This window comes from Methylophilus sp. 14, assembly GCF_015354345.1.
Classification (GTDB): Bacteria; Pseudomonadota; Gammaproteobacteria; order Burkholderiales; family Methylophilaceae; genus Methylophilus.
Window position 1 is genome coordinate 81,997 of sequence record NZ_JADKYS010000005.1, and the last position, 12,523, is coordinate 94,519.

Here is a 12,523-nt window from a genome sequence, read left to right on the forward strand (position 1 = left end):
TTTAGCAAGACCCTGAAGACGAAGTCAGCCAGCACGTGCCACCCACTGTGCCATCAAACTTGGACGTCTTGGCATTATCCTGATTGACGGTAAACTCAAAGTTGCCCATGTTATTGGCGGCTCTACCAGCAGCCTTCAAGGTATAAGTGGTCGCTGACTGGTTATCAATGCTGTAATCAAAAGACTTGGCATCGCTGGGCACACAGGCGAATCCCACATAAGTAAAGTTATCCTGGAAAAATTGCTCGGCCTGCACGCGGCAATTAGCCAGATTGGCAGGTGCCTCGGCGGCGTTACCACTTTTGACATAGTCCTGATACCCTGGCACGGCAATACTGGCCAGCAAGCCAATAATCGCCACCACTATCATCATTTCTATCAGGCTAAAACCATATTGATTTGGGCGCTTCATGATCCAATCCCTTTTTAGATGGCCTTATCATGCAAACAGGTGGCTGTCATGTCCAGCACTAGCCGACCAGCGGTTGAGATCAGCCGACAAGCGGTCAAAAACAGCGACCATAAGCCGTCTGAGGTTTAGTGGTAAAATAAGTCTTTGTTTATATTGGACTGTAAATCATGCCTTCCTGCTGGATGCGATTACTGGCTGCGGCCCTGTTATTGGCCCAACTGAGTGCCTGCGGCCTCAAGGGAGACTTGTACATTCCTGAACGCCAATACCCTCAACCTCAACCAAGTAACTCAACATCGTGACCGCTTTTTTGACCCAACAAGGTTTGCTACATGCCGAAAATGTAGCCCTGCGTGACATTGCCCACGCCCATCAAACACCCACTTACGTCTATTCACGCGCTGCATTAACTCAGGCCTTTGAGCGCTTTCAGGCTGGCCTGGTCGGCCATGACCACCTGATTTGTTTTGCCGTGAAAGCCAACCCCAGCCTGGCGATTTTGAACCTGTTTGCCAGGTTAGGGGCCGGATTTGACATTGTGTCTGGTGGCGAATTGGCGCGTGTATTGGCAGCAGGCGGTGACCCGAGAAAAGTGGTGTTCTCGGGCGTAGGCAAATCGCATGCTGAAATTAAAGCCGCGCTCGAAGCGGGTATTTTTTGCTTTAACGTCGAGTCCGTCAATGAACTGGATCGCATCCAGCAAGTCGCGGCCAGCCTGGGCAAACAAGCACCGGTTTCATTGCGCGTGAACCCGAATGTGGACGCCAAAACCCACCCTTACATCTCAACCGGCCTAAAGAACAATAAATTTGGCGTGGCGTTTGAAGATGCGCTGGGTTTGTACGAAAAAGCAGCGCAGTCACCCAACATTGTGGTGCATGGTGTGGATTGCCATATCGGCTCACAAATCACCGAGCTGTCTCCTTTCCTGGATGCGCTGGATAAAGTGCTTGGCCTGGTGGACGCATTGGCTGCCAAAGGCATTCATATTCAGCACATAGACGTGGGCGGCGGCGTAGGGATTACTTACAGCGACGAAACGCCACCAGACTTTGCTGCCTATACCGCCGCTATCCTGCAAAAACTGGCAGGCAGAAACGTGAAAGTACTGTTTGAACCTGGCCGCGCACTGGTGGGTAATGCCGGTGTGTTGCTGACCAAGGTTGAGTACCTGAAGCCTGGCGAATCCAAAAACTTTGCCATCGTCGATGCCGCCATGAACGACCTGATGCGCCCGGCTTTGTATGACGCATTCCACAACATCACCACCATTGCGCCATCCACGGCTCAAGCACAAGTATATGAAATCGTCGGCCCGGTGTGTGAAAGCGGTGACTTTTTAGGTCATGACCGCACCTTGACCATTGAGGAAGGCGATTACCTGGCGATTCATTCTGCTGGCGCCTATGGCATGAGCATGGCCAGCAATTACAACACGCGTGCCCGTGCGGCAGAAGTGCTGGTCGATGGCGACCAGGTGCATGTGATCCGTGAGCGCGAGCAAATTGCCGACCTGTTTAAACTGGAACGCACGCTGCCTTAAGCATCACTACGCCCAATAAAAAACCGAAGCCTCAAAGCTTCGGTTTTTTATTGAGTGAAACAGTTTAATCAAAAATCACTGTCTTGTTCGCATAGAGCAGAATACGATGCTCGATATGCCAGCGCACCGCTTTGGACAGCACCACACGCTCCAGGTCGCGGCCCTTCTGAATCAAGTCTTCCACCTGGTCGCGGTGCGAAATACGTGCCAGGTCCTGCTCGATAATCGGGCCTTCATCCAGCACTTCAGTCACATAGTGGCTGGTCGCCCCAATCAGCTTCACGCCGCGCTCAAACGCACGGTGGTAAGGGCGTGCACCAATAAACGCGGGCAGGAATGAGTGGTGGATATTGATGATTTTTTGCGGATACCGCGCGACAAAGTCCGGCGACAAAATCTGCATATAGCGTGCCAGCACAATTAAATCCACGCCATATTGGTCAAACAAGGCAAATTGCTGCGCCTCAACCTCGGCCTTGGTGTCTTTGGTCATGGGCAGGTAGTGGAAGTCGATGCCGTAAAACTGCGCCAGCTTTTCCGTGTCCCGGTGATTACTGATAATCAGCGGAATATCGCAAGCAAGTTCGCCACTGTGATGACGATGCAACAAGTCAACCAGACAGTGATCGTATTGCGACACCATGATCGCCATGCGTGTTTTCTGCTCAGACAATTTGAGTTGCCAGGTCATGTCAAAACGTTGCGCGACTGGGCCAAACGCCTGTTCAAAATCGGCCACGGCGACATTGAAATCGCTCAGATCCCATTCCACGCGCATCAAAAACAGATTATTTTCCGCATCCTGATGCTGGTCTGCGTGTAAAATATTGGCATTGTGCTCATATAAAAATTGCGCAATCGCCGCCACAATCCCTTTGGTATCCGGGCAGGTAATCAGCAAAGTAGCAGTGTTTTTCATAACATGGGCTTCAACGAGCGACAAAAATGCAGATTATACCTGATGCCTGCCAGACCTTGTGGTTGACATTGGTTTTCACCCTCGCAATGCAGCAGCATCCTTCACGGAATTGATTTATGCAAACACACACTACACCCGATATCGTACTCGCCAATCCACGCGGCTTTTGTGCTGGCGTGGACCGCGCCATCATTATTGTTGAGCAAGCGCTCGAGAAATTCGGCGCACCGATTTATGTGCGTAACGAAGTGGTACACAACAAGTTTGTCGTCGGCCAGTTACGTGACAAAGGCGCCATTTTTGTCGATGAACTGGAAAAAATTCCGGCAGGCAGCATTGTCATTTTCAGTGCGCATGGCGTGTCCAAAGCCGTGCGCGCAGAGGCAGAGTCGCGTGGACTGACTGCCTTTGACGCCACCTGCCCGCTGGTCACCAAGGTGCACATCGAAGTCGCCAAGATGCGCAATGACGGCCTGGAAATCATCATGATTGGCCACAAAGGCCATCCCGAGGTCGAAGGCACCATGGGCCAGTCTGAAGCAGGCATGCATCTGGTCGAAACACCGGAAGATGTGGCCGCACTACAAGTGGCAGATCCTGACAAACTGGCTTATGTCACACAAACCACACTGTCAGTGGATGACGCCACTCAGGTCATCAATGCCTTGAAAGTGCGCTTTCCAACGATTAAAGCGCCTAAAAGTGATGACATTTGTTACGCCACACAAAACCGCCAGGATGCGGTCAAAATCATGGCCAAAGACTGTGACCTGGTGATTATTGTCGGCTCACCCAATAGCTCAAACTCTAACCGCCTACGTGAAGTGGCCAAAAACCAGGGCGTGGAAGCCTATATGGTCGATAACGCCAGCCATTTGCAAGCCGAGTGGCTCATAGGCAAACGCAAAGTCGGCATTTCTGCCGGGGCGTCTGCGCCTGAAGTGCTGGTGAAAGAAGTGATTACAGCCTTGCAAAACATGGGCGCCGCCCACGTGGAGGAACTGCAAGGCGTGGTTGAAAACGTCGTCTTCCAGTTACCCAAGAATTTGGTCAACGCTGAAAAGCGCAATCAAGGTTAATTAAACTGGTTCAAACCCGCATTCTGGGCAAAAAAAACCCAAGCTCGAGAGCTTGGGGCAAGCAATATCCTCGGGAAAGGATAATCGGGGAAAAATGCTCATTGTTGTGGTTATATGCAGATGCTGCTCATACTTACATTTTGGAGGTTGCAAGGTCGCCCAACCTGCAAGCTGAGTGACTATCTCCTTAAATGCATATAACGTGCCAACTCCCAGAAAATCACAACCCATTGATTATTAATTAATTTAATTTAAAGCGCAGCGCAAGAGCTACGATTGCTGGCTGAAATAAACCACCACTTTGGTTAACTAAAACCAAGCCATTACGACTGACGCCGACGTAGATCCGAAAACAGCGGGAACAACAAGGGCAGCAGCAATAGCGTGAATAGCGTGGCGGTAATCAAGCCACCCACAATCACCACAGCAAACGGTCGCTGCGTTTCTGAGCCGATGCCATGCGAGAGTGCTGCTGGCATCAAGCCCAAGCCCGCCATCAATGCAGTCATTAAAATCGGGCGCAATCTCGCCACGGCGCCGTCGATGACAGACTCGGTCACACTGCGGCCTTCACGCATCAGGTTCTTAATCTGCTCAACCATAATCACACCGTTTTGCACCGAAATACCGGCCAGCGCAATAAAACCCACCGCCGCAGACACGGACAAATGCAGGCCCGCCACAGCCAAACCTGCCAAACCGCCCACCAGCGTAAACGGAATCATCAGCAACACCAGCAAGGCATTTTTCACCGACTTGAACGCCCAGAACAACAACACAAAAATCAGCAAGACGGATAGCGGTACAATCACCATCAGGCGCTTCATGGCACGTTGCTGGTTTTCAAACTGGCCGCCCCAGGTCATGGTATAGCCAGGCGGCAATTTGACCTGCGCCTTCACCGTTTGCATCGCCTCTTTGACAAAGCTGCCCTGGTCCCTGTCTGTAATATTGGCCTTGATCGACACAATGCGTGCGCCCGCCTCGCGGCTGACGCGCGAAGCCCCTTGCTTGATCGTCACCTCAGCCACTTCGCTCAACGGGATACTGCCGCCACCATTGGGCAAAGCAATCGGTAACTCGTCAATATCGTCAACAGAATCCCTGAACGGCCTATCCAGGCGCAGGGTCACATCAAAATGGCGGTCACCATCGTAAAACGTATTGGCGGGGTTACCGGCCAGTGCCGTTTGTACAGTGGTATTCACGTCGCCCACCATCAAGCCATAACGTGACAACTGGTTACGATTGAGCGTGATATCCAGCTCTGAATTACCTGAGATACGCACCGCCGCCACATCGGTTGCCCCCTGCACGGTATTCATGGCATCGACGACTTCGGCCGCCTTTTGCTCAAGAATCGCCAGGTCCGGGCCAAAAATCTTGACCGCGATTTCCCCTTTCACGCCAGACAATGCCTCTTCCACACTATCCTGAATCACTTGGGAGAAGTTGGTCGGCACACCAGGAATCTCATGGATGCGGCGCGACATATCTTTAATCAGCGCTTCTTTATCAGCAAACTTCCATTCGCTATGCGGCTTGAGATCAGCCAGAATCTCCATGTGATACGGCCCTTTAGGATCCGTGCCGTCATCTGGCCGCCCGACATGCGCCACCACTAGCCGCACCTCCTGGTAGCTATTGAGGATTTTCCTGATTTCGCGCTCGACGTCCTTGGTTTTCTCGAGACTGGCAGAAGGCGGTAAATCAACCGTGAGCCAGATATTGCCTTCGTCCAGCTTGGGCAAAAACTCAGACCCCAGCATAGGCGCAGAGACCACAGACACGCCAAGAATAGCGACTGAAGCAATCACCACCAGTGCCCGCGATTGGCTGCTTTTGAGCAGGATATTACGATAGGTTTCTTGCAAGCGATGCATCCAGTCGCTGTGTTTTTCCGCCATGTCTTCGCGGCTCATGGTGTAGGACAGCAAGGCGGGCACCAGGGTTAAGGTGAGGATAATGGCTCCGAGCAAAGCAAAACTGAGCGTGAATGCCATGGGCGAGAAAATTTTACCTTCCACCCGCTGAAAGGTAAAAATAGGCAGAAAGGCGGTGATGATAATGGCCTTGGAGAACAGGATGGGATGCCCCATATCAATCGCCGTACTTTTCAAGGTTTGCATACGCCAGGCAAGACCACTGTGGGTCGGGTTACTGGCATCCGCCATCGCCAGCCGCACCATGAGTGCCTCGACCAGCACCACCGCGCTGTCGATAATAATGCCAAAGTCGACCGCGCCCAGTGAAATCAGGTTAGCCGACACGCCACGCAGATCCATCACGATAAAGGCAAACAGCAAAGACAGTGGGATAACGGAAGCCACAATCAGCGCAGCCCGCCAGTTACGCAAAAACACTACCAAAATCGTCACCACCAGCAAGGCGCCCACAATCAGGTTTTCTGACACGGTATGCACGGTGTGATGTACCAAGCCAGTTCGGTCATAAAACGGCACCACCTTCACCCCGGCGGGCAATGATTCATTCACCACCTCCACCTTGGCACGCAAGGACTCAATCACTTTGGCCGCATTTTGACCTTTGGTCATTAATACAATACCTTCAATGATGTCATCTTGCTGGTTGAACGACACGATGCCTGAGCGCGGCCGGTCACCAATCACCACCTGGCCAAGATCGCTCACCAAAATCGGTTTGCCATCACGCGTGTCCACCACCGACTGCGCAATATCATCCAGGCGATGGAATAGGCCAATGCCGCGCACCACCAGCGACTCATCGCCGCGGTGCATCAGGCCGCCGCCGACGTTGCTGCTGTTATTGCCTACCGCCTGGTTGACTTGGTCTATGCTAACGTCAAATTTTTTCAGGCGATACGGGTCCAGCTTGATTTGATATTCTTTAACCGTGCCACCAAAACTGGTGATATCGGCCACACCGGGCACCATGCGCAACTGTGGAATAATTTTCCAGTCCTGGATCGCACGCACCTCGCGTTGCGGCATGTCCTTGGGCGCTTCAACCAGATAGCGATACACTTCACCGACGGCTGTGGTCAGCGGCGCGAGGGTGGGTTGCAGGCCGGTGGGCAGGCTCACGCCTTGCAAACGCTCCAGCACTTGCTGCCGGGCAAAATAGTCCTCGGTGCGCTCGGCAAAGGTTAATGTCACCACCGATAAGCCGGTAATCGATACCGAGCGAATCTGCGCCAGGCCTGGCACGCCGCTCATGCCATGCTCTATGGGTAGCGAGACGACGCGCTCTACCTCTTCGGGTGCCATGCCGGGTGACTGCGTCACAATAATGACGTGCACATCCTCCACATCCGGGAACGCTTCAATCGGCAGGTTTTGCACCGCGACCCAACCAAAAATGGTCAGCACGACTGCGCCTATGAGTAAAAATACCCGTTGTTGCAGCGAGAAAGTAATTAAGCCTCTTAGCATGCTCTATTTACTCACCGACAAATCAGAGTTCAATAAAATCGCCCCGCCAACCACCACACGCTCGCCTGCTTTTAAGCCTTCTTTCACCGTGGCGTATTCGCGGCGCTGCAAGTCCAGCGTGACTTTGCGCTTTTTAAAATGCAAGGGCAGCTCTTCAACAAACACATAGCTGTATAAACCTTCAGTAATCAGCGCACTGTTGGGCAAACGAATCACGCGGTGCTGGCTATTATCCAGTGGCGTGATACGGGCATACATTTCCGGCTTGAGTTTGCCTTTACTATCTACCGTGCAACGCACGGGGATACGACGTGTGGTTGGGTCTACCATGACACCTATGGTTTTCACTTCACCATTAAACACTTCATCAGGATAAGCATCCACCTGCACACTGAGCTTCTGACCTTGTGAAATCCGGCTCAACTCTCGCTCAGGCAGGTCGATACTGGCCCATAAAGAGCCAGGATCCGTGACAATAAATAAAGGACCTGTCCCATCCGGCCGCACTTCACTGCCAGGATTGATTTTACGATCGACCACCACGCCGGCAATCGGCGAGCGCACTGCATAATTATCATTGGCTGCTGTTGAAACACCCAGGTTTTTTAATCTCGCACCGGCCCGTTCCGACTCTGCACGTGACGTGGCCCAATCTGCCTGCGCCACCTCAACCTCTTTTTTCGCCAGCACGCCGTGATCTACCAGCATACGGCTGCGCTCCAGCGCCTGTTGCTTCAACTGCATGTCCGCTTGCGCCTTACGCACATCGGCTACCGCCCCCCCCACATCGGGTGAATCCATCACCAGCAAAGTCTGACCCGTTTTCACGACATCCCCAACCTGGGCCTTAATGCTCAACGCCCGCCCGGCCACCGGGGAAAAAATGCGTGCCGTCCGATTTTCATCAAACACAATCTTGCCGTTCAACGGTTCAGTCACGGGCACCGGAATCTCATTCACAGGCTCCACTTTCAGACTGTTCAACTGTGGCGACCCTGCGGTGAGCACGATTTCATTGGCGTCACGGGGATTCCCAGCATTTTTGTCTGCGGCAGTTGCCTGACCAGCAATCATCAGGGCCAGTACTGCCAACGCAACGCTACGTTTGGCCGCGGCGGTCAATGTCGTGTCAGAATTGAGTTTGGGCATGGTCATAGGCAGTTAGTCTTGAGGGGTGAACGCCTGGCGGGTGGCTGCCAGCCAGGCAGAGAGGGATTTGGCATAGTCGGCTTTGACACTGACAGACTCCAGTTGCAAGGCGCGTAAAATACGCCGCGCATCCAGCAGGTCCATCACACTCATGGCGCCATGCTGGTAAGCAAACTCGGCAGCATCCGCCGCCTGCTGTGCTTCACTGAGGATGCTCTGGTCAAAGCGACGATTTTTATCGACAGCGGCCTCTAAATCGGCTTTGGCCCGTCGCATCTCAGCCACGGCAGCGGCCCGGACCTGCTCTTTGGCTTCCATCGCGCTGGTATAACCGACCTCGGCGCGCGCCGCCTCACCATCATATTGATAATTGGTAAACAAGGGAATACTCACCGAGGCACCCACCGTATCTGGCGCAGAGCCGGGCTCTTGCCCTGGAAAATGTTGGTAAGCCAGCGACCAGGTCAGGTCACGGGTTTTAAGGGATTCAGCCAGTTTTCTCGCCTGTTGCGCCTGCTCCATGCGCGCCTCTGCGGCTTGCACGTCTGAGCGTTGCGGCAACCAGCTGTTTTCTGTCGTGGCCAATTGGTCGGCCAGCAGGCTAGGCCAAGGGTCGGTCACATACAGTTTGGAAGCATCCTGGTCTTTACCCAGCAAATAGGCCAGCATGGCTTGCGCCTTTTGCAAGGTGGCTTGCGCCTGCCGTAAATCATTGCTGGCACGCAAGGCATCGACGCGGATACGTGCAACATCGGCAGAGGCCACATCCCCCGCCTTGAGACGCAACTGCGCGGCCTGCAAAGTCTTGTCATAAGAGCCAACGTTGGCCTGCTGTATTAACAGGGTTTCCTGTGCCAGCTTGAGGTCAAAATAGGCGGTGGCCATCGCCAGTGCCTGCTGGCGGTAAGTTTCTTTCAAGTCAAACCCTGAAGCCTTGACCGCACTCTCGGCGACCGCCGTGCGCAGCTCGCGCTTGTTGCCGCGCTCATAAAGCTGGCTAACCTGCAAAGCGGAGTTATAGGTTTTGTCCCAGAGGCCATTGGCACCACTCTGGTTTTGATTGCCCTGGCCGCGATTGACATTGACGCTGGAGAGCCCCAGCGATAAGACAGGGTTAGGACGCTGGCCCGCAATGAGAGTATCCGCCTCAGCCTCTTCCACGGCGCGCTTGGCGGCCAGCAATTCACGGTTGCCTCCAGCAAATAGCTGCTCTGCCTGCTGTAAAGACAATTGATTTAATGCAACGGGATCAGCAATACCACCCGGCGCGGCATCGGCAGCCAGTAAACACTGCACGCTCGTCATAAGCATCACGCATGCCCAGCCTAGCTGACGCCTCAACATTGAATCATTCCCTATGTTCTCTATTATGTTGTTTTTTGATGATAATACTGACTACGGCTTACGACAATCTTTCAGCGCATCAAAGATTGAATCGCCTGCCGTCATGGACAAGAAGCTAGCATTTATAGACAATATTTGTATGACACACCCCTACAAGATTCCCGTTTCAGCCCTGATTTTGATTCACACCCCGGATTTGCAAGTACTGCTGCTCGAGCGCGCGGACAAAGCAGGCTTCTGGCAATCAGTCACCGGCAGCATAGAAGAAGGTGAAACACCCTATGACGCAGCGATTCGCGAAGTGAAAGAAGAGACCGGCCTCAATGCGCTGGCTTACGACTTTCAGGATTGGCAAACCAGTAATCTCTATGAGATTTACCCGCACTGGCGTTACCGCTACGCCCCCGGGGTGACAGAAAACACCGAGCACCTGTTTGGGCTCTGCTTGCCAGCCACCCTGCCCGTCACGCTAGCGCCAGACGAGCATACCCGCTACGAATGGGTAGACTGGCGGGAGGCGGCTAAAAAAGTATTCAGCTGGACCAATGTCGACGCCTTGAAAAAACTAGGGGAGCACCACCATCTTAGTTTATGAGCAACCGCTTTAATTGGGATAAATCCTAATCGGTTGTAAAATATGATTTTTGTGAAAGCCGGGCTTGGCCCGATGTCTGGAAAGCATGCAAACTGCCACCATCCAATTTGAGAAATTTCAAGCCGCGCAAGACGACGACTGTCAGGCGCGTATTCTGGCTGCCCGCAAGAAACTGGGCAAACGCCTGGTCATTTTAGGTCACCATTACCAGCATGAAAGCGTCTACCGCCATGCAGATTACTCCGGCGACTCACTCAAGCTGTCCAAATATTGCGACAGCCTGGATGCCGAATACATCGTCTTCCTCGGCGTGCATTTTATGGCCGAAGTAGCTGACATCCTGAGCCGCCCCGAACAAATCGTCGTATTGCCAGACCTGGCGGCTGGTTGCTCGATGGCAGACATGGCCAACCTGGCCAAGGTAGAGCGCAGCTACCGTGAGTTGAACAAAGTGCTCAACTTTGATGAAACCATCACACCGGTCACCTACATTAACTCGGCAGCCGATTTAAAAGCCTTCTGCGGCGAACATGGTGGCATCGTGTGCACCAGTACCAACGCACCTAAAATCCTCGAATGGGGTTTTAGCCAGCGCGAAAAAATCCTGTTCTTCCCTGACCAGCACCTGGGGCGCTGGAGCGGCCACAAAATGGGCATCCCACTCGAGCAAATGCCCGTATGGGACCCAGACCTGCCCATGGGCGGTCTCACCGAGCAACAAATCAGGGATGCCAAAATCCTGTTATGGAAAGGCCACTGCTCGGTACACCAAATGTTCCGCAAACAGAATATCGACCAGTTCCGCGCCCAACATCCGGACGGCAAAGTGATTTCGCATCCTGAAACGGCATTCGAAGTCTGCATCAACTCAGACTACGTCGGCTCAACCGAATATATCCTGCGCACTGTCAGCGAAGCCGAGCCTGGTACCAAGTGGCTGGTGGGCACCGAACTCAATCTGGTCACCCGCCTGGCTGAAGAAATGAAACCACAAAACAAACTGGTGCAATTTATGAGCCATGTGGTGTGCGAATGCTCAACCATGGCGCGTATCGACCCGCAACACCTGGCCTGGTGCCTGGAAAACCTGGCCGAAGGCAATGTGGTCAACCAGATCAAAGTGCCAGAACACGAAGCTAAACTGGCCAAACTGACCCTGGACAGAATGCTGGCAGTCTCTTAATGAGTGACTGCGCACTCTGCCTCCCAACGCCACACGACCTGCTGTGGCAGGACGACTTCTGCCGCGTGGTATTACTGCACGACGCCGATTATCCTGCCTATTGCCGCGTTGAATTACTGGCGCACGTCAAAGAAATGACCGACCTGCCCCCCGCTGATCGTGCCCGCACGATGAAAGTGGTGTTTGCAGTAGAAAGCGCCATGCGTGAAGTGATTCAACCGGACAAAATCAACCTGGCAAGCCTGGGTAATAAAACACCGCATATGCATTGGCATGTACTACCCAGATTCGAGAGTGACAAGCACTTTCCGAATAGTCACTGGGGAGAGCCTGTGCGGGATTCCGAGGGGCAGCCACTGAGTGCTGCAGTCAGGGATCAGTTGCAAAAGATAGTGATTGAGCGTGTGGAATGTGCGCTGAAGTCCTGATCTACTTAATCTCAAATTCTGTTGTTAATTCGATAACCTTCTTTCGCCTCTAGGCGAGTCACTTTCTGATGCTTGCCCCTCAGAAAGTAACCAAAGAAGAGGGCACCCAGCCATCACGGCCTGCGGCTTCCTTGCGTTGCTCAACAAAATAAGCGGTCACGAAACTCAACCTAGCGGGCTGCAAAGCCCGCAGCCCACCGCGGGATTCGGACAGTCGCTCCCTCTACTCTTATTTTGTCTCCGCTACTCAGCGTGATGGGATGGGATTATTCTCGCCAAACTGACACTGCCTAAATTGGGAAGTTTTAAAAGCCAGATTCACTTCTTAAAATCACAAACCGCTGCGCTCAGTAGGTGTTCGGGGTCCCCATCTGACGCGCCGAGCAACACAGGATTGGCGGGGGATTTCGGTCATCGGCTGTCCGAATCCCGCAGCAGCTCACGCTTTGTGTGAGCTG

The 12,523-nt window shown here is 53.2% G+C and carries 11 protein-coding genes; 6 read left to right on the top strand and 5 right to left on the bottom strand.

Translation table 11 applies throughout. The annotated features are described in order from the left end of the window. Position 1: 1 nt before the first annotated feature. Positions 2–412 (bottom strand): type IV pilin protein, encoded by a 411-nt coding sequence (locus tag INP78_RS12080; protein ID WP_194742450.1) that lies wholly within the window; start codon positions 410–412, stop codon positions 2–4. Positions 413–594: 182 nt separating this feature from the next. Here INP78_RS12080 and INP78_RS12085 point away from each other — a divergent pair, with 182 nt between their 5' ends. Both INP78_RS12085 and lysA read left to right on the top strand, forming a co-directional pair. Then, a complete protein-coding gene (locus tag INP78_RS12085; RefSeq protein WP_228522873.1) occupies positions 595–714 on the top strand; it encodes a lipoprotein in 120 nt (39 codons plus the stop codon). Next, positions 711–1,955 (top strand): diaminopimelate decarboxylase, encoded by a 1,245-nt coding sequence (gene lysA, locus INP78_RS12090; RefSeq protein ID WP_194742452.1) that lies wholly within the window; start codon positions 711–713, stop codon positions 1,953–1,955. Before INP78_RS12085 ends, lysA begins: the two co-directional genes overlap by 4 nt. Positions 1,956–2,019: 64 nt before the next feature. Here the strand turns inward: lysA and purU are convergent, their stop codons facing one another. Then, complete coding sequence (gene purU / locus INP78_RS12095; RefSeq protein ID WP_194742453.1) at positions 2,020–2,874, bottom strand: formyltetrahydrofolate deformylase; 855 nt, start codon at positions 2,872–2,874, stop codon at positions 2,020–2,022. A 116-nt stretch (positions 2,875–2,990) separates the two neighbouring features. Here purU and ispH point away from each other — a divergent pair, with 116 nt between their 5' ends. Next, the gene (gene ispH / locus INP78_RS12100) at positions 2,991–3,953 is read left to right on the top strand and encodes a 4-hydroxy-3-methylbut-2-enyl diphosphate reductase (RefSeq protein ID WP_194742454.1); all 963 of its coding nucleotides are present in this window, start codon (positions 2,991–2,993) and stop codon (positions 3,951–3,953) included. A 323-nt stretch (positions 3,954–4,276) separates the two neighbouring features. Here the strand turns inward: ispH and INP78_RS12105 are convergent, their stop codons facing one another. From INP78_RS12105 to INP78_RS12115, 3 genes are read right to left on the bottom strand one after another with little or no spacing between them, the layout of a single operon-like run. Then, the gene (locus INP78_RS12105) at positions 4,277–7,366 is read right to left on the bottom strand and encodes an efflux RND transporter permease subunit (protein WP_194742455.1); all 3,090 of its coding nucleotides are present in this window, start codon (positions 7,364–7,366) and stop codon (positions 4,277–4,279) included. A 3-nt stretch (positions 7,367–7,369) separates the two neighbouring features. Further along, entirely contained in the window at positions 7,370–8,515 is a 1,146-nt protein-coding gene (locus INP78_RS12110; RefSeq protein ID WP_228522861.1) for an efflux RND transporter periplasmic adaptor subunit, read from the bottom strand. Between the two features lie 12 nt (positions 8,516–8,527). Then, on the bottom strand, positions 8,528–9,826 hold the full coding sequence (locus tag INP78_RS12115) for a TolC family protein (RefSeq protein WP_228522862.1): 1,299 nt from the start codon (positions 9,824–9,826) through the stop codon (positions 8,528–8,530). Between the two features lie 172 nt (positions 9,827–9,998). Between INP78_RS12115 and nudB the strand changes: the two genes are divergently transcribed. The 3 genes from nudB (at position 9,999) to INP78_RS12130 (ending at position 12,065) form a co-directional block, all read left to right on the top strand. After that, positions 9,999–10,454: a dihydroneopterin triphosphate diphosphatase gene (gene nudB, locus INP78_RS12120; RefSeq protein ID WP_194742457.1), complete on the top strand. Its 456-nt coding sequence runs from the start codon at positions 9,999–10,001 to the stop codon at positions 10,452–10,454. An 85-nt stretch (positions 10,455–10,539) separates the two neighbouring features. Then, complete coding sequence (nadA, locus tag INP78_RS12125) at positions 10,540–11,637, top strand: quinolinate synthase NadA (protein ID WP_194742458.1); 1,098 nt, start codon at positions 10,540–10,542, stop codon at positions 11,635–11,637. Beyond that, positions 11,637–12,065, top strand: coding sequence for an HIT family protein (locus tag INP78_RS12130; protein WP_194742459.1), 429 nt, complete (start codon positions 11,637–11,639; stop codon positions 12,063–12,065). The genes nadA and INP78_RS12130 overlap by 1 nt, the downstream gene beginning before the upstream one ends. Positions 12,066–12,523 lie beyond the last annotated feature (458 nt).

Coding starts and splice junctions, on each gene's coding strand:
- INP78_RS12115 (WP_228522862.1), bottom strand. CDS start 9,826: ATGCTTATGACGAGCGTGCAGTGTTTACTGGCTGCCGATGCCGCGCCG.
- INP78_RS12105 (WP_194742455.1), bottom strand. CDS start 7,366: ATGCTAAGAGGCTTAATTACTTTCTCGCTGCAACAACGGGTATTTTTA.
- purU (WP_194742453.1), bottom strand. CDS start 2,874: ATGAAAAACACTGCTACTTTGCTGATTACCTGCCCGGATACCAAAGGG.
- INP78_RS12110 (WP_228522861.1), bottom strand. CDS start 8,515: ATGCCCAAACTCAATTCTGACACGACATTGACCGCCGCGGCCAAACGT.
- ispH (WP_194742454.1), top strand. CDS start 2,991: ATGCAAACACACACTACACCCGATATCGTACTCGCCAATCCACGCGGC.
- nadA (WP_194742458.1), top strand. CDS start 10,540: ATGCAAACTGCCACCATCCAATTTGAGAAATTTCAAGCCGCGCAAGAC.
- INP78_RS12080 (WP_194742450.1), bottom strand. CDS start 412: ATGAAGCGCCCAAATCAATATGGTTTTAGCCTGATAGAAATGATGATA.
- INP78_RS12085 (WP_228522873.1), top strand. CDS start 595: ATGCGATTACTGGCTGCGGCCCTGTTATTGGCCCAACTGAGTGCCTGC.
- nudB (WP_194742457.1), top strand. CDS start 9,999: ATGACACACCCCTACAAGATTCCCGTTTCAGCCCTGATTTTGATTCAC.
- INP78_RS12130 (WP_194742459.1), top strand. CDS start 11,637: ATGAGTGACTGCGCACTCTGCCTCCCAACGCCACACGACCTGCTGTGG.